We start from the raw sequence: 16,808 nt of genomic DNA, 5'->3' as shown, positions 1-16,808 counted from the left end.
AACAAAAGGCTACTATAATGGCTTCCGACAGACAGAACCTGCAGGACGCATTTCTGAACCATGTGCGCAAGACAAAGGTTCCGGTTACCATCTTTCTCATCAACGGTGTGAAACTTCAGGGTGTCATCACCTGGTTTGACAATTTCTGCGTTCTTCTGCGCCGCGATGGTCAGTCGCAGCTTGTCTACAAGCATGCGATCTCGACGATCATGCCGGCACAGCCGATCAGCCTGTATGAAGGCGAAGACAGCAATTGATCGAACGTGACAGGCCCGACACCCGGGCCTGGGTACTGCATCCAGACCTTGTCAGCGAAGACCGTCGCCATGCGGCGGACTACGCTTTGGACGAGGCTGTTTCGCTGGCCCATGCGCTGCCCGGTCTTACCGTCATCGGATCGTCGATCGTCAAGCTGGCCAAACCGGTGCCCGCAACGCTGTTCGGATCCGGCAAGGTCCAGGAACTGGCCGACCATTTCGAGGCCAACGAGGTCGAACTGGTCCTGATCGACGGTCCCTTGACCCCGAAGCAGCAGCGCAACCTGGAAAAGAAGTGGGGGGTGAAGATCCTCGACCGGACCGGGTTGATCCTTGAAATCTTCTCGGACCGCGCCCGCACGCGCGAAGGGGTGCTTCAGGTCGAAATGGCCGCGCTGGCCTATCAGCGGACCCGGCTTGTGCGGGCCTGGACCCACCTTGAACGTCAGCGGGGCGGGCTTGGTTTTGTCGGCGGCCCCGGCGAAACCCAGATCGAGGCCGACCGCCGCGCCATCGACGAACAGCTGACCCGCCTGCGCCGTCAGCTGGAAAAGGTCGTGAAGACCCGCGAATTGCACCGTGCCGCACGGGCCCGTGTGCCGTTCCCGATCGTTGCGCTGGTTGGCTATACCAACGCCGGCAAATCGACCCTGTTCAACTATGTCACCGGGGCCGAGGTCCTGGCCAAGGACATGCTGTTCGCCACGCTCGACCCGACGATGCGGCGGCTGCGCCTGCCCGACAATGGCCCCGAGGTGATCCTGTCGGACACCGTGGGCTTCATCTCGGACCTGCCGACACAGCTGGTCGCCGCCTTCCGTGCGACCCTGGAAGAGGTGCTCGAGGCCGATCTGATCCTGCATGTGCGCGACATCAGCCACCCCGAAAGCCGGGAACAGAAGGCCGACGTGGAGGACATCCTGGGCGATCTGGGCGTGCCCGAAGGCATCCCCGTGATCGAGGTCTGGAACAAGATCGACCGGCTGGAACCTGAAATGCGCGACGTGGTCGTCCGCCAGGCCGCGATCGATGGCTGCCACCCGATTTCCGCCGTCACCGGCGAAGGTCTGGACGTGCTGCTTCAGGCCGTGGAGACCGGACTGGGCGAAGGCCGCAGCACCGATGTGATAACGGTGGCCTATGACGACGGCCGCCGCCGCGCCTGGCTGTTCGATCAGGGCGTCGTGGTCAGCGAAACCGGCGGCGAAGACGGCCACGTGATCACCGTGCGCTGGTCCCCGCGCCAGGCGGCGAAGTTCTTCAGCCTCTGATCACCTGACCGCTCCGAAAAAGGCGCGGCCCCCGGGGACCGCGCCTTTTTCGTTTGCAATGTGGACCCCGTTGACCGGGGTACCCCTATCAGGGCGCTGGCCGCAGGATCGTGATGCCCTCGTTCGCTGCGCGGGCCAGTTCCTCGTCCAGCGACATGGGCACATATTCGCCCCTGCGCCACAGCTGGGACAGGTCGTCGTAATGGCGCGACAGGAAATGCCCGGACTGCCCGGTCGAGGTCACGAAGACCGATGAATTGGGATCGGCAAAGTCATAGACCCCGCGATAGCCTGCCCCATGCACGTTGAGGAAGGGGTCGGGCAGGGTGCCCTTGGTCTTGCCACGCAGCAGGGTGTTGTCGCCGCCGCTGGTGGACTGGCGGATGTTGACGAAGTGCTTCAGCACCGCGATCTCGCCCAGGATCGGGTGGTCATGGGTGGCCTGATGGGCGTCGCCCCACCTCAGGCTTTCCAGCGCGTCGCCATATGTTTCGTCGATCCAGATCAGCGCATCGTCCAGCGCCATGCGGGCGATGTCGGTGCAGGTCTCGACCGGGCTGGACTGCTGGATGTCACACCAGTCGCCCGCACCGTCGATATTTCGGTAGACCCGTTCCAGGAAGACCGGCTCCACATGGGTGAACTCATTCGCCAGGGGGCCCAGTTCGTCCTGGATCAGCCGGTGCTGCAAGGCGCGCAGCCAGGCGGAATAGATCAGCGGTTCCGGCAGATGTTCGTTCATCTCGCCGTTCCAGCCGGCCAGAAGCTCCAGCGCGCGCTGGCGCAGGCGTTCGGGCGTGCCCTCGGGGGCGGCTTCGCCGGTGAACCAAAGGTCCTTGCCGACCAGCGGCAGCAGCGACCGCGCGGTGAAGCTGACCGTGTCCAGCTGCGCCTCGATGAAACTGTCGCGGGTGTGGACCTCGCGCGATTGCATCAGGCGCTGCCAGCGGTGCACCCGCTGCGTGTCCCCCCAAAGGAAACTGACGTGGTTGGGGAAGGGGCGGTCGACCAGCTTGTTGTTGGTATTGCCCAGGATCCCGCCCACGGGCGACCGGAATTCCGGGTTCTCGGCGTAAGGCAGGTAACCCTGCCAGCGGTTCTCGGCCAGCCAGCCCTGCGTCGGCATCCGCCCCTGAGAGGCATGCGCCGGATCGCGCGCAGGCATCCGGCCGATCATCTTCATGGCGATGGTGTCGCGGTCCACCAGGGTCAGGTTCTGGCTGGGGGCGGTGTAATCCTCCATCACCGAAAGCGCCTCGGTGATATTGGGGGCGGACATCAGCCGGATGCCGGCAGCCAAGCTGCGGTCCTCGGGGTCGAGCGCGGTCCAGGACACCGTCGCCACATGGCCCGGCGGCGTAATGGTCGCCAGGTTGTAATCGTTGCCCGACAGCACGGGGCCGTTTTCCGTCCGGCGCAGGGTCATGGTGACCGGGTCGCCATCCTTGATCCGCACGATGGTGCCGCGACTTTCGAATTCCTTGAAGCCCTCGGGCGTCTGGTATTCGTTCGGGTTCGACGGGTTCAGCGCCTCGATATGCACGTCCTGGTCGTCCAGGTAGGACGACGTCAGCCCCCAGCCCAGCCGTTCCGACCGCCCTGTCAGCACAGAGGGGATGCCGGGGATCGTGCCGCCGATCACCCCGCCGGATTGCAGTTCAAGCCGCGCCAGATACCAGATCGCCGGGGCCGAGAATCCGAGGTGCGGATCATTGGCCAGCAACGTCCCCCCCGAGGCCGAGCGCGAGGGCGCCGCCGCAAAGGCATTCGAAGCCCCCGCCAGCGGCGTCGGGTTGAAGGGCGACAGCGGATCGTCCGGCAAGCCCAGCCCCTGCGCATAGCGCGGCAGACCGGGGAACAGCGCGGCATATTCCGGAAGCGCCGCGATCCCGGCCCCCGGGGCATCGGGCATGATGTCGGGCAGCCGCGCGGGATCCTCCAGCGCAAGCGAGGCGCGGGCGCGCAGCACCTCGTTCGACAGATGCCCCGACAGCTGCAGCGCCATCAGCTTGCCCATGGCCAGCGTATCGGTCGGGGTCCAGGGGGCGACGGGGGCGTTGAACAGGAACAGTTCCGGCGCGCCACGTCCCAGGGCGTCTGTGTTGACCTCTTCCAGGCGGGCGTTCACCCCGGCGGCATAGGCGCGGAATTTCGCCATGCTTTCCGCGTCCTGGTAATCGATGGCCTGCCGCGCGACCGTGTACAGGTCCAGCCGCCGCATCTGGCGGTCGATGCGCAGGGTGCGCAGGCCGAAGACCTCGGACAGGCGGCCCTGCACGGTCCAGCGCATGGTCAGCATCTGCCACAGCCGGTCCTGCGCATGGGCATAGCCCAGGCCGAACAGCACGTCTTCGTCGGTTTCGCCGAAGATATGCGGCACATTGGCGTTGTCGCGCACGATCTCGACCGGTGCGCTTAGCCCCGGCACTTCGATGACCTTGTCGTATTCGGGCAGCGACCGGGACGCGAACCAGTAGATCAGCGCCACCGCGATCACCGTCAGCACGACCAGCCCAGTGGCGATCCGGAACAGCCATACGAATACCTTGCCCAGCATTGCGCGCCCTCTTGTCATTAAGATCTCTTGCCTTAAACCCCTATAGGGCAAGCCGCAAAAGGGGAAAAGACCATGGCAAAAGTCGCGTTTCTGGGTCTCGGGGTGATGGGCTATCCCATGGCCGGACATCTGCAAGCCGCCGGACATGACGTAACCGTCTACAACCGCACCGCCGCCAAGGCCGAGGCCTGGGCGAAGGAACACGGCGGATCCCACGCCGCCACCCCGCGCGAAGCCGCGCAGGGTGCCGATTTCGTGATGACCTGTGTCGGCAATGACGACGACCTGCGGTCGGTCTGCACCGGAAAGGACGGCGCCTTTGCCGGGATGGAGGAAGGCGCGATCCTGGTCGATCACACCACCGTATCCGCCAAGGTCACCCGCGATCTGGCCGCCATTGCCGCCGGTGGCGGCATCGGCTACGTGGACGCGCCGATCTCGGGCGGGCAGGCGGGGGCCGAGAACGGCCAGCTGTCCGTAATGTGCGGCGGTGACCAGGCCACATATGACAAGGCCGCGCCGGTGATCGACGCCTACGCCAAGATCTGCCGCCGCATGGGCGACGTGGGTGCAGGCCAGATCACCAAGATGTGCAACCAGATCGCCATCGCGGGCCTGGTCCAGGGCCTGTCGGAATCGCTGCATTTCGCCCAGGCCTCGGGTCTGGACGGCGAAAAGGTGGTCGAGGTGATCTCTCAGGGGGCCGCCGGGTCCTGGCAGATGGTGAACCGCCACAAGACCATGCTGGCCGACGAATACGAACACGGATTCGCTGTCGACTGGATGCGCAAGGACCTGAACATCTGCCTGACCACGGCCGACGAAATCGGCGCCTCCCTGCCGGTCACCGCGCTGGTCGATCAGTTCTACAAGGACGTGCAGAAGATGGGCGGCGGCCGTTGGGACACCTCGTCGCTGCTGAAGCGCTTGAAGGACGTCTGATAGGCCTGCGTCAGAAAGCAAAAAAGCCCTAAGTCGAAAGACTTAGGGCTTTTTATGGCTCCGGCGGTAGGGATCGAACCTACGACCAATTGATTAACAGTCAACTGCTCTACCGCTGAGCTACGCCGGAACATGTGGGGGCATATAGCAACCGAGATTCCGGGCGTCCAGAGCCTTTTCGTCATAAATCCGAGATTTTCTTCATTCCCTTCTCAGACACGGGAAAAAACACTGTCAAAGGTCAGACGGCCGTCGTGGGAGACCATGTTTTTCGACGTCAGATCAATAAGATGGGCAAAAACATTCCGGGCGGCGGCGGGCAGAAGTTGTGCCGGTGTGTCGGTATAGACCCGCAGCGCAAGGCCGGTGGCGTCGCCGGGGCCGTCCTCTAGCGCAGAGAGAATCCCTGCCTCGCGCGATTTGCGGTGCGCGACCAGCCAGCGAAGCCGGGCGTGCGGGTCCTGAATCGGGGCGCCATGGCCGGGGTGGTAGACCTGGGCGGGGCGATCCAGAAGAACCTCGCAGCTGCGCATGAACTGGGTCAGGTCGCCCTCGGGCGGGGAAACGATCGAGGTCGACCAGCCCATGACGTGATCGCCGCAGAATACGGTGCCGTAGGGATCATCGCCAAAGGCCAGATCGAAACTCAGGTGGTTGCACAGGTGGCCCGGCGTCCAGATAGCCTGCATACGCCAGCCGTCGCCGGTGACGACGTCCCCGTCTGCCAGGATCTGACCGGGGCGGAAATCGGGATCCGCCCCTTCGCCGCCGCCCAGACCGCCCTGGGCCGCAAGATCGCGCATTACCTCGGACTGGCCGGCCGTGACATCGCCAAAGGCCAGCACCGGCGCACCGGTGACCTTGGACAGCAGGCGCGCCAGCGGCGAATGATCCGCATGGGCGTGGGTGACGAAGATATGCGTGATCTCTTCGCCCGGGGCGAGCGCGGCCAGAATCGCATCCTGATGCGCCACGTCCATGGGGCCGGGATCGATCACCGCGATGCCCTTCCCGCGTCCCACGAGATAGGTGTTCGTCCCGCGATAGGTGAAGGCCGAGGGGTTGTCGCACAGGATACGGCGCACCCCCGGCGAAAGCGTCTCGGGTCGCCCGGGAATGGGGCTGAAGTCGTCGGTCTGGTGCATGGGGGCTTCCTGTGGTTTGGTCTTTCGGACGGATCCGGGGGCAACCTAAACCATGAATTTCGACTGGCTCAAACGATATGTGCCGCGGGGCATCTATGGCCGGGCGGCGCTGATCCTGATTCTGCCGGTGGTTTTCGTGCAGCTTGTCGTCTCGGTCGTCTTCATCCAGCGCCATTTCGAAGGCGTGACGACCCAGATGACCGAAAGCCTGACGGATGAGCTGACGCTGATCGCCTCGGCCAGCGGTGAGGAGCAGGAGCGCCTGGCCCGCGCGTTGAATTTCACCGTCGAACCTCTGCCCGGGACAGAGGCCCTGCAGGACATCCGTCGCTGGTACGATCTGTCCGGCGTCACCGTGATCGAAACGCTGCGCGATCTGATGCCCAATGTTGCCCGCGTCGAACTGCCCGATGATCATATCGTGCGCGTGGTGCTGGACGGGGCCGAGGGGCCGTTGATGATCCGTTTCTCCCGGTCGCGGGTGTCGGCTTCGAATCCCCATCAGCTACTTGTGAACATGGCGTTTTTCGGCGCGCTGATGACCCTTGTGGCCTATATCTACCTGCGCAATCAGCTGCGGCCGATCACCCGGCTGGCCACCGCGGCCGAGGCCTTTGGCAAGGGCCAGACCGTGCCCTATCGCCCCGGCGGCGCGACCGAGGTGCGGGCGGCCGGCGCAGCCTTTCTGGCCATGCGCAACCGGATCGAACGGCAGATCGAACAGCGCACCCTGATGCTGTCGGGCGTGTCCCATGACCTGCGCACGCCGCTGACGCGGCTGAAGCTGGGGCTGTCGATGCTGGAGGACGAAGACCGCGTGCACATGGAGCGCGACGTCGACGAGATGCAGCGCATGATCGACGAATTCCTGGCCTTTGCGCGCGGCACATCCTCGGAACAGCCGATCAAGCTGGACCCGATCGAATTTGTCACCGGCATCGTCGAAGACGCGGCGCGCGGCGGGTCGGACGTGACCCTGGGCCGGATGGAGGGCGAGGGCCGCGTGCTTCTGCGCCCCGTTGCCATGCGTCGCGCGCTGGAAAACCTGATCTCGAACGCTGTGCGCTATGGCACCCGTGCCGAGGTCTCGGTGCAGATGACCGATAAATCCCTGCGCATTCGGGTGGAAGACGACGGGCCTGGCATTCCCGCCGACAGGCGGGACGAGGCGATGCGCCCCTTTGCCCGGCTGGAGCCGGGGCGCAATCAGAACCGCGTCTCGGGCGTCGGGCTGGGGCTGGCCATCGCGACGGATATCGCGCGCACCCATGGCGGTGTGCTGCGGCTGGGGCAGTCTGACCGTCTGGGCGGGCTTCAGGCGGATATCGTGCTGGCGCGCTAGACCTCGGGTGGCAGAAGCGCGCGCAGGGTCTCGATCCGGTCGGCTTCTTCCACCGGTTTGTCCCGCCGGATACGAGAGATTCGGGGGAATCGCATGGCGACGCCGGATTTATGCCGGTTGGAGCGGTTAAGCCCTTCAAACGCCACCTCTAGCACCAGTTTCGGGGCCACGGCGCGCACCGGGCCAAAGCGGTCGGTGGTGTTCTGGCGCACAAAGCGGTCCAGCTCGACCAGTTCTTCATCAGTGAAGCCGAAATAGGCCTTGCCCACGGGGACAAGCCTATCGCCATCCCAGACACCAAAGCCGAAATCGGAATAAAAGCCTGATCGTTTGCCATGCCCGCGCTGCGCCGTCATCAGCACCGCGTCCACCAGCATCGGATCGCGTTTCCACTTGTACCAATGGCCCCGGATGCGACCCGCCAGATAGGGGCTGTCGCGGCGCTTGATCATCACGCCTTCGATCACCGCATCGGGCGGATCGGCGCGCAGATCGGCCAGATGGTCCCAATCCTTTACCTGCAGAATGGGCGACAGGTCGATCCGGTCGGGCCAATGCTGGGCTGCATCTTCCAAGCGGTTTCTGCGGTTTTTGAAATCCATTTCGCGCAAATCTTGCCCATTCTCGATCAGAATGTCGTATATGCGCAATCCGGCGGGATGGCTGGCCAGCAGGGCCTTGGGCGTGGTCTTGCGGGTCAGCCGCTTCTGAAGATCGCTGAAGGGGGCGACCTGATCGCCGCGGCGCACCAGCAGTTCGCCGTCCAGGGTGGCGTCAAACTGCATCGCGTCGATCACATCGGGGAAGGCGGCGGAAATATCCTCTCCGGTCCGGGTATAGAGACGCCGGACCCCCTGGTCCACCACCGCCTGCACCCGAATCCCGTCCCATTTCCATTCGACGCTGAAATCCCCGGGCCGCAGATCGCGCAACTCGTCCAGGTCGATTGGCGTTGCCAGCATCACGGGCCGGAACGGGGCGAGCGCGGCGGACACGGGCTTTTCCCCGCCCTCGGTCCAGGCGAAAAGCTCGGCATAGGGCGGGGTCAGCCCGTGCCAAAGCTCTTCAATCTCTTCCACCGGGATATCGCCGTATTGCGCCACCGCAATGCGCGCCAGCCGGGCCGAGACGCCAACCCGCATGCCGCCCGTCGCCAGTTTCAGATAGGCATAGCGTTCGGAGGCCGGCATCTGGTCCAGCCGCGCGGCGATCACGCCGGGCAGGGCGGCGCGACCGGTCGACATCAACTCCTCGACAAGATCGGGCAGGTCGGGCGTGTTTCCGCCCGGGCCTTCGGGCCAGATCAGCGCCATCGTCTCGGCCAGGTCGCCGACGAAATCATAAGACAGCGCAAACAGCGTCTCGTCCACCCGGTCCGCCGCAAGGCTGCGCAGAAGCGAGGGCGTGACATGGCGCAGCTCCAGCTCTCCGGTCAGGGCGGCCAGGGCATAGCCGCGTTCAGGATCGGGGCGCGTGGCGATGAAATCGCGCAGCAGGGCGATCTTGCCGTTGCGGGCGGGGGTAAAGGCCAGGCGTTCCAGAAGATCGGCAAAGGCTTTCATGTCACTCGGCCTCGTCCTCATACCCGACCAGCCGCAGGGGCCGCCCAACCCTTTGCGTCATCTCGCACCAGCGCATCAGCGCGTCTTCGCGCCCATGGGTGATCCAGGTTTCTTCAGGCGCAAGCTCCTGAATGGTGCGGGTCAGATCGGGCCAGTCGACGTGGTCGGAAATCACCATGGGCAGTTCGACGCCCCGCGCCTTGGCCCGGTTGCGGATCTGCATCCACCCCGAGGCAAAGCCGACCACCGGATCGGCAAATCGCCGCATCCAGGGCGAATTGAACGCCGAAGGCGGGGCGATGACGATCTGGCCGGCGGTCTCGGCTTTGGTCACCGTCTCGGCCGTGGCGGGGCGCAACTCTCCCAGGTCGATGCCCTGCTCTTGATGATAGGCGCACAGCGCCTGAAGCGAGCCGTGGATATAGATCGGCGCATCCCAGCCGGCGGCGCGGATCAGTGCGATGACCCGCTGCGCCTTGCCCAGGGCATAGGCACCGACCATATGCGCCCGGTCCGGGAAGGCGCGCAGCGATGTCATCAGCTTGCCGATCTCGCCCATGGGATCGGGATGGGTGAAGACGGGCAGGGCAAAGGTGGCTTCCGTCACGAAGACATGGGCGGGCAGGGGCTGCCATTCGGCGCAGGTTGGATTGGGCAGGCGGCAGTAATCGCCCGATACGGTAATTGTCATGCCCCGGTGGCTCAGCCGGATTTGGGCAGACCCCAGCACATGCCCGGCGGGCGCGAATTCAAACTGCACGCCATTGATCTGAACCGGATCGGGCCCGGCCACCTGCCGTGCCCCGGTGAAATCCGCGCCATAGCGCAGCGCCATGATGTCCAGCGTTTGGCCGGTCGCCAGCACCGCCCCATGCCCGGCGCGCGCATGATCGGCGTGCCCGTGGGTGACCAGCGCGCGCGGCACCGGCGCGACCGGGTCGATATAGACGTCGGCCACAGGGCAATACAGCCCCCGTTCCGTGGGGTGGAGGAGATCCGAAAACCGCATCTTGCGGAGATAGGCGGAAAGCGGGAAATTGGTAGGCCCGGCAGGATTTGAACCCGCAACCAAAGCGTTATGAGCGCTCTGCTCTAACCGTTGAGCTACAGGCCCGCCTGGGCGGTTGTTAGGGAATGCCCGAAAAGGGGTCAAGCCTGACCAATCGCCAAAATGGAATATGCAATCCAGCGCTGCGAAATTGCGACCATACAACCGCTTAGGTGGTTAAGATGACGCTAAGTCGGGTCGAAAATATGGCGGCGTGCCGCGCAGTGCCTTTGGTCGCACTGGTGACGTTACGTCGCTTCTTTGGTGCCTTTGGCGACAGCCCCCGTGGACAAAGGCGCCGTGTTCGGTCTATCGGGGGCCAAACCAGCCGGAGACCCAGGATGAGCGATAAACCCAACGGGATCACCTATGCCGATGCAGGCGTGGATATCGATGCAGGCAACGACCTGGTCGAACGGATCAAACCCGCTGCCAAGCGCACCAACCGCGCCGGCACGATGGCCGGTCTGGGCGGATTCGGCGCGCTGTTCGATCTGAAGGGCGCGGGCTATCAGGATCCGATCCTGGTCGCGGCCACCGACGGGGTCGGCACCAAGCTGCGCATCGCCATCGACACCGGCCTGGTGGACGGCGTGGGCATCGACCTGGTGGCCATGTGCGTCAACGACCTTGTCTGCCAGGGCGCAGAGCCGCTGTTCTTCCTGGATTACTTCGCCACCGGCAAACTGTCGGTCGACCATGCCGCCCGCGTCATCGAAGGCATCGCCGAGGGCTGCGTGCGATCGGGCTGTGCGCTGATCGGCGGTGAGACGGCGGAAATGCCCGGCATGTACCCCGAGGGCGACTTTGACCTGGCGGGCTTTGCCGTGGGCGCGATGGAACGTGGCGCCGACCTGCCGAATGAGGTCAAGGAAGGCGACGTGTTGCTGGGCGTGGCCTCGAACGGGGTGCATTCCAACGGCTACAGCCTTGTGCGCAAGCTGGTCGAGGCCTCCGGCCTGACCTGGGACGCCGATTGCCCCTGGGGTGACGGCACCCTGGGCGAGGCGCTGCTGGCCCCGACGACGCTTTACGTCAAGGGCGCCATCGCCGCGGTCAAGGACGACACGGTCAACGCGCTGGCGCATATCACCGGCGGCGGCCTGACGGAAAACCTGCCGCGTGTCCTGCCCGACGATCTTGGGGCTGACATCGATCTGGACGCCTGGGACCTGTTGCCGATTTTCAAATGGCTGGCCGAACAGGGCGGGATGAGCCAGGCCGAGATGCTCAAGACCTTTAACTGCGGCATCGGCATGATCGCCGTCGTGCCGTCGGACAAGGTCGAGGCCGCCACGCACCATTTCGCCGCAGCCGGGCATGACGTCACGCCGATCGGCAAGATCACCACGGGGCAGGGCGTCCGGTATCGGGGCAGCCTTCTGTGACAGCCGACGCACACAAACGCGTTGCCATCCTGATCTCCGGGGGCGGGTCCAACATGGTCCGCCTCGTCGAAAGCATGAAGGGGGATCATCCGGCGCGGCCCGTGCTGGTGCTGGCCAATAGCGCCGACGCGGGCGGCCTGGACAAGGCGCACAAGATGGGCGTGGCCACGGCCGTTGTCGATCACCGCCCCTACAAGGGCGACCGCCCCGCGTTCGAGGCCGAGCTGATGCAGGTCATCGACGCGGCCGAACCGGACATCCTGTGCCTGGCCGGTTTCATGCGGATCCTGACGGATGGCTTTACCAACCACTATGCGGGGCGGATGCTGAACATCCACCCCTCGCTGCTTCCGAAATACCGTGGGTTGCACACCCATGCCCGCGCCATCGAGGCCGGCGAGACGCAGGCGGGCTGTACCGTGCACGAAGTCACCGCCGAGCTGGACGATGGCCCGATCCTGGGCCAGGCCCGGGTGCCGATCCTGGCCGGGGACACCCCCGACAGCCTTGCGGCCCGGGTGCTGAAACAGGAACATCTGCTGTATCCTCAGGCGCTGCGCCGCTTTGCCAGCGGGGATCGCAGCCGTCAGGATCTGCAGCCTGATCTGGCCACCTGATCCCGCAGCCGCGCCCTGTCTGGGGGCGGCTTTTCGGACCTGTGCATAACTCGGCTTTTCAACCCCTGCGATATCCCCTATAGGGGTCAGATCGGCGCGATTTTGCGCATTTTTCAGGACGAACCTGACCATATGAAAACCATCACGACGACTGAAGACCTTGCCGCCTTTTGCAAGGAAGCCGCACAATTCGACTATGTCACCGTAGACACCGAATTCCTGCGCGAACGTACCTATTATTCCCAACTCTGCCTGATCCAGCTGGCGATGCCCGGCGAAACGGACGACAACGCGGTCCTGGTGGATCCGCTGTCGGACGGTCTGGATCTTGCGCCGCTGTATGACCTGTTCCGCGACACGTCCGTCGTGAAGGTCTTCCATGCCGCGCGCCAGGATCTTGAGATCTTCTTTGTGGACGCGGGCGTCATTCCGCAACCGCTGTTCGACACCCAGATCGCCGCCATGGTCTGCGGCTTTGGCGAACAGGTCGGATACGAGACCTTGGTGAAACGCATCGCCAAGCAGCAGCTGGACAAATCCAGCCGGTTTACCGACTGGTCGCGCCGCCCGCTGACCGAGGCGCAGAAGAAATACGCGCTGGCCGATGTGACCCATCTGCGGCGGATCTACGAATACCTGGCCGACAAGCTGAAAAAGCAGAAGCGCGAGCCCTGGGTGGAAGAAGAGCTGGGCATCCTGACCTCGCCCGACACCTATATCGCGCGCCCCGAGGATGCCTGGAAACGCATCCGGACGCGTACGGCTTCGCCCAAGTTCCTGGCCATCGTGAAGACCCTGGCCGAGTTCCGCGAATTCTATGCCCAGTCCAACAACATCCCGCGCAACCGGGTGTTCAAGGACGATGCGCTGACCGAACTGGCCTCGACCAAGCCGAAGGACATGAAGGATCTGTCGCGGTCCCGTCTTCTTCTGCGCGAAGCCCGCAAGGGTGATATCGCCGAGGGCATCCTGGCCGCCGTTCAGGCCGGTCTGGACATGGACCCCGACGACATGCCGCAGCCCGACCGCACCAACGACAAGCTGCAGGTGGATCCGGCGCTGGCCGATCTGCTGCGCGTGCTGCTCAAGGCCAAGGCCGACGGGGCCGGCGTGGCGCCGCGCCTGATCGCCGCGACCTCGGAACTGGATGCGCTTTCGGCCGGGAAACGCGATGTGCCCGCGCTTCAGGGCTGGCGGAAAGAGGTCTTTGGCACCGATGCGCTGAAGCTATGCGATGGCAAGGTCGGACTGGCTGCCCGGAAGGGCAAGGTCGACATCATCGAGCTGTAAGATCAGACCGGGGCCCAGGCCCCGGTTTTCGTTTGCGGCCTGGGCATCGTCAAATCAGCCCCGCAAAGAAAAACGGGCCGGCCCCAAGGCCAGCCCGTTGAATTTTTACCGGAACGTCCGGCGTGTCCCTTGGGATCAGCGCCGGGTGGTCAGGGCGTTGCGGGCGCCCAGAACCTCGATCCGCGAAATCTTGGCCAGCTCCTGATCGGTCAGCCGTGCGGCGGCGGTCAGGCTGCGCGAGGCCTCGGTTCCCTGCGGGGCCATGGGCTGATAGGCAACGAATTCATATTGCACCAGGCCCTCGGGCAGGTCTTCGCTTTCGACGGGGCGCAGGGCGACCTCATAGGCCCCCTGACGGTCCGAGACGGCCGTGGCGCGGATGATGGCACCGCCGGGCAGGCGTTCGACCACCAGATTGGTCACGGATCCCACACGGGTGCGGGTGTCGGGCACCTCGCGCGCGGCCAGGGCCGAGCGGCGCGGGATCAGCGGATTGCTTTCGCTGCCGTCCAGCTGCCGGGCCTCGGCGCGGCCGAACCAGTTGAACGGGTTGATCCGGCTGTCACGAATGCGACCGCAGCTGGTCAGTACCAGTGCTGCAACCAGCAACAGGGGAAGTGTCTTGCGCATGATCCGCCCTCTTTACCTTTGGGATTGGGTAGCGCATCGCGGCCCGCTTGAAAAGCCGTTCCCGCCCCAAGGCTTGGGCTGAGGTGCCGGGCGTCGCGCCGGGGACACGACGCAGACATGGCGGCGACTTGTCAGGACGGGTCTCGGGCTGGACAAGCCCCGCGGCCAGGCTTACCTCTGCCCCAAGACGTAGGAGAGACCATGGCCCAGCCCGCATTCGAAGAGATTGTCGAAGATTTCGAGTTCCTCGAGGACTGGGAAGACCGCTATCGTCACGTGATCGAACTGGGCAAGGCGATGGACCCGCTGGACGAGGCGCTGAAAGTGCCCGCCAACAAGGTCGACGGCTGCGCCAGCCAAGTCTGGCTGTTCCCGAAGATCGACGGCGGCACCTTCCGGTTCGACGGCGAAAGCGATGCGATGATCGTGCGGGGGCTGATCGCCGTGCTGCGTGCGCTGTACAACGATCTGCCCGTCGCGCAGGTCGGCGGCGTCGATGCCCAGGCCGAGTTGTCGCGCCTTGGGCTGCAGGATCACCTGTCGGCGCAGCGGTCCAACGGCGTGCGCGCCATGATCCAGCGCATCCGCGAGGTCGCCGCCTAACGCTGCACGTAGCGGCGCAAGCCCGGCAGGAAAAGGTCGATTTCGCCCTCGCGCACGGATCCGGGGAAGAACCGCACCACGTCGAAATCCACCGCGTCGGGCAGCAGCCAGCCGATCATTTCCGACACCGTCGCCTGATCCTGCGCATCCAGTGGCAGGTTTTCCTGCGCGGCGATCAGGATCGCCAGCCGGTCCTGGATTGCGCGCATGCCGCGAAAGGCCTCCATCATCGGGACGGTCAGGGCGGGATCGTCGCGCCAGCTTTGGCCCGCGAACAGCTCTTGCGTGACGCGCTGACCGGCCCCGCCACAGGAATATACCGTGCAGCCGGAAAAGCCTTCGACACGCAGCCAGCGGTGGATCTTGCAATGGTGGCCGTCAAGATTGGGGCAGGGCACGCCCGCCGGCTTGTCGATGGCGAAATGTTCGCTGCGGTCGATCGACAGCGCCAGACAGCACAGCGCCGCGCATTGGCTGCAATCTTCTTTCAGAGACGGGATCATGCGGGACACTCGATGTCGGGCGGGGTGTGTGGGGTTTCGGGAACCGCCGGTCAGATCACGCGATCAGACAGCAGCCCCAAGCGCTGTCGCCAGCTCTCCGTACCCCGTGTAACGCCGTTCGAAGGCCAGTCCAAGCCGGTCGGCGGCCTCTTGCGCGCGGGCGGTCAGGTCGGGGTCGTCGGTCTGGGCCAGGTAGATCAGCTTTTGATAATGGCCAAAGTACATGTCGCGCAGCTGCGGATGCTTGTCGATCTTCAGCCCCTTCCAGACGAAGGTGTCGAACTGGCGGGTCAGGAAATCCGTCAGGTAAAAGGCAAAGATCTCATCTCGGGCGACGAAGGCGTCGACACCTTCGAAGAAGGCATAGCAATGCGGGCCGCGGATCATCTGCACGCCCAGGTCGTCGCAGACGCGGGACAGGTCGCCGCCGGTGCCGCAATCGGCATAGGCCACGAAGACCTGGTCGTAATCGCTACGCCGGTCTTCGACCGCCTTGCGCACGGCGTCCGCGATCTTCTCGGGGTAATTGTGCAGGATGGCGGGCAGACAGTGCAGATCGACATGACCCCAGCCATTGGCGTCCATCAGGGCCAGGATTTCCCGCGCCAGCGCCCCGCAGGCCAGAACAAGAAGGCGGCCCCCAGAGGCCGCCTCTAATCCCTGTTCCGTCAATTCGCGATCCGTGGGGATCTTCATGACTGGCTCCTGCGCGCCGACCCGAAAGGGGCCAGGGGGGTGGCTTAGCTGGCTACGCCCTGGTTGTGCTTGCGCGCGATCATCTGCTTGGCGGTTTCGACGGCCACGGCCGCATCGCGGCAATAGGCGTCGGCACCGATGGCGCGGCCGAATTCTTCGTTCAGGGGCGCACCGCCGACCAGAACGATGTAATCGTCGCGGACGCCCTGTTCCTTCATCGTGTCGATGACGACCTTCATGTAGGGCATCGTCGTGGTCAGCAGCGCGGACATGCCGACGATGTCGGCCTCTTCCGCGGCGGCGGCTTCGATGTAGGCTTCGACGGCGTTGTTGATGCCAAGGTCCACGACCTCAAAGCCGGCGCCTTCCATCATCATCGCGACAAGGTTCTTGCCGATGTCATGGATGTCGCCCTTCACGGTGCCGATCACCATCTTGCCCATGCGCGGCGCGCCGGTTTCGGCCAGCAGCGGTTTCAGGATGGCCATGCCGCCCTTCATCGCGTTGGCGGCCAGAAGCACCTCGGGGACGAAAAGGATCCCGTCGCGGAAGTCGTGGCCGACGATGGTCATCCCGCCGACAAGCGCCTTGGTCAGGATGTCATAGGGGGTCCAGTCGCGATCCAGCAGGATGCGCACGCCTTCTTCGATCTCTTCCTTCAAACCGTCGTAGAGGTCGTCGAACATCTGATCGACAAGCTCGTCGTCGTTGAGGTCGGAGAGGATGATATCTTCTTCGTCAGACATGGGGCTTACCTTGATCCCTGGGCTAGCGTTACGCCAGACATGGCGTGTTTCTCGCATTCCGGCGGGTCAGATTGCGACATTGGAACGCGATGGACCGACCTTACCGCTGTTTCGCGGCAAACCGAATGCGAAAAATCTTCATAGAGATCATTGGTTACACAGATGTTTAGGCTGGCCCATTTGCGCCGCATCTTGCGTATGTTCTTCTTTT

General features: G+C 64.5%; 16 protein-coding genes and 2 tRNA genes. 8 read left to right on the top strand and 10 right to left on the bottom strand.

Annotation, left to right across the window (positions count from 1 at the left end; all coding sequences use genetic code 11):
• The first annotated feature begins 17 nt into the window (after nucleotides 1-17).
• Entirely contained in the window at nucleotides 18-257 is a 240-nt protein-coding gene (gene hfq, locus BMX99_RS15410) for an RNA chaperone Hfq (RefSeq protein ID WP_005611588.1), read from the top strand.
• Nucleotides 254-1,528 (top strand): GTPase HflX, encoded by a 1,275-nt coding sequence (gene hflX, locus BMX99_RS15405; protein WP_170848765.1) that lies wholly within the window; start codon nucleotides 254-256, stop codon nucleotides 1,526-1,528. The genes hfq and hflX overlap by 4 nt, the downstream gene beginning before the upstream one ends.
• Before the next feature lie 88 nt (nucleotides 1,529-1,616).
• Here hflX and BMX99_RS15400 read toward each other — a convergent pair whose 3' ends face one another.
• Nucleotides 1,617-4,082: a penicillin acylase family protein gene (locus BMX99_RS15400; protein WP_093454372.1), complete on the bottom strand. Its 2,466-nt coding sequence runs from the start codon at nucleotides 4,080-4,082 to the stop codon at nucleotides 1,617-1,619.
• A 75-nt stretch (nucleotides 4,083-4,157) separates the two neighbouring features.
• Between BMX99_RS15400 and BMX99_RS15395 the strand changes: the two genes are divergently transcribed.
• Entirely contained in the window at nucleotides 4,158-5,027 is an 870-nt protein-coding gene (locus tag BMX99_RS15395) for an NAD(P)-dependent oxidoreductase (RefSeq protein WP_093453813.1), read from the top strand.
• Nucleotides 5,028-5,082: 55 nt separating this feature from the next.
• On the opposite strand, the gene BMX99_RS15390 is transcribed toward BMX99_RS15395, so the two are convergent.
• A tRNA-Asn gene (locus tag BMX99_RS15390) sits at nucleotides 5,083-5,157 on the bottom strand.
• Between the two features lie 82 nt (nucleotides 5,158-5,239).
• Entirely contained in the window at nucleotides 5,240-6,172 is a 933-nt protein-coding gene (locus BMX99_RS15385; protein ID WP_093453810.1) for an MBL fold metallo-hydrolase, read from the bottom strand.
• A gap of 52 nt (nucleotides 6,173-6,224) precedes the next feature.
• Between BMX99_RS15385 and BMX99_RS15380 the strand changes: the two genes are divergently transcribed.
• A complete protein-coding gene (locus BMX99_RS15380) occupies nucleotides 6,225-7,514 on the top strand; it encodes an ATP-binding protein (protein WP_093453807.1) in 1,290 nt (429 codons plus the stop codon).
• Here BMX99_RS15380 and BMX99_RS15375 read toward each other — a convergent pair.
• The 3 genes from BMX99_RS15375 to BMX99_RS15365 all read right to left on the bottom strand — a co-directional run bounded on the left by BMX99_RS15375 (nucleotide 7,511) and on the right by BMX99_RS15365 (nucleotide 10,190).
• Nucleotides 7,511-9,076, bottom strand: coding sequence for a cisplatin damage response ATP-dependent DNA ligase (locus tag BMX99_RS15375; protein WP_093453804.1), 1,566 nt, complete (start codon nucleotides 9,074-9,076; stop codon nucleotides 7,511-7,513). The genes BMX99_RS15380 and BMX99_RS15375 overlap by 4 nt on opposite strands.
• A gap of 1 nt (nucleotide 9,077) precedes the next feature.
• Complete coding sequence (locus BMX99_RS15370) at nucleotides 9,078-10,085, bottom strand: ligase-associated DNA damage response exonuclease (protein WP_139199562.1); 1,008 nt, start codon at nucleotides 10,083-10,085, stop codon at nucleotides 9,078-9,080.
• A 29-nt stretch (nucleotides 10,086-10,114) separates the two neighbouring features.
• A tRNA-Ile gene (locus BMX99_RS15365) sits at nucleotides 10,115-10,190 on the bottom strand.
• 275 nt (nucleotides 10,191-10,465) lie between these two features.
• Between BMX99_RS15365 and purM the strand changes: the two genes are divergently transcribed.
• From purM to rnd, 3 genes are all read left to right on the top strand, one after another.
• Entirely contained in the window at nucleotides 10,466-11,512 is a 1,047-nt protein-coding gene (gene purM, locus BMX99_RS15360) for a phosphoribosylformylglycinamidine cyclo-ligase (RefSeq protein ID WP_093453798.1), read from the top strand.
• Entirely contained in the window at nucleotides 11,509-12,129 is a 621-nt protein-coding gene (gene purN, locus BMX99_RS15355) for a phosphoribosylglycinamide formyltransferase (RefSeq protein ID WP_280140395.1), read from the top strand. The genes purM and purN overlap by 4 nt, the downstream gene beginning before the upstream one ends.
• A gap of 132 nt (nucleotides 12,130-12,261) precedes the next feature.
• A complete protein-coding gene (gene rnd, locus BMX99_RS15350) occupies nucleotides 12,262-13,419 on the top strand; it encodes a ribonuclease D (RefSeq protein WP_093453795.1) in 1,158 nt (385 codons plus the stop codon).
• A 135-nt stretch (nucleotides 13,420-13,554) separates the two neighbouring features.
• Here the strand turns inward: rnd and BMX99_RS15345 are convergent, their stop codons facing one another.
• Nucleotides 13,555-14,049: a hypothetical protein gene (locus BMX99_RS15345; protein ID WP_093453792.1), complete on the bottom strand. Its 495-nt coding sequence runs from the start codon at nucleotides 14,047-14,049 to the stop codon at nucleotides 13,555-13,557.
• Nucleotides 14,050-14,250: 201 nt separating this feature from the next.
• On the opposite strand from BMX99_RS15345, the gene BMX99_RS15340 reads away from it, so the two are divergent.
• Complete coding sequence (locus tag BMX99_RS15340; protein WP_093453789.1) at nucleotides 14,251-14,652, top strand: SufE family protein; 402 nt, start codon at nucleotides 14,251-14,253, stop codon at nucleotides 14,650-14,652.
• On the opposite strand, the gene BMX99_RS15335 is transcribed toward BMX99_RS15340, so the two are convergent.
• The 3 genes from BMX99_RS15335 to BMX99_RS15325 all read right to left on the bottom strand — a co-directional run bounded on the left by BMX99_RS15335 (nucleotide 14,649) and on the right by BMX99_RS15325 (nucleotide 16,597).
• Nucleotides 14,649-15,155: a hypothetical protein gene (locus tag BMX99_RS15335; protein WP_093453786.1), complete on the bottom strand. Its 507-nt coding sequence runs from the start codon at nucleotides 15,153-15,155 to the stop codon at nucleotides 14,649-14,651. The two genes, BMX99_RS15340 and BMX99_RS15335, sit on opposite strands and share 4 nt — an antisense overlap.
• Before the next feature lie 63 nt (nucleotides 15,156-15,218).
• The gene (locus tag BMX99_RS15330) at nucleotides 15,219-15,851 is read right to left on the bottom strand and encodes a DUF1638 domain-containing protein (protein ID WP_093453783.1); all 633 of its coding nucleotides are present in this window, start codon (nucleotides 15,849-15,851) and stop codon (nucleotides 15,219-15,221) included.
• Nucleotides 15,852-15,895: 44 nt separating this feature from the next.
• Entirely contained in the window at nucleotides 15,896-16,597 is a 702-nt protein-coding gene (locus tag BMX99_RS15325) for a corrinoid protein (RefSeq protein WP_093453780.1), read from the bottom strand.
• Between the last annotated feature and the right edge of the window lie 211 nt (nucleotides 16,598-16,808).

Origin of the sequence: Pseudooceanicola nitratireducens, from assembly GCF_900109195.1 — a bacterium.
Lineage (GTDB): Bacteria > Pseudomonadota > Alphaproteobacteria > Rhodobacterales > Rhodobacteraceae > Pseudooceanicola > Pseudooceanicola nitratireducens.
This window is presented reverse-complemented; position numbering and strand designations above follow the sequence as displayed.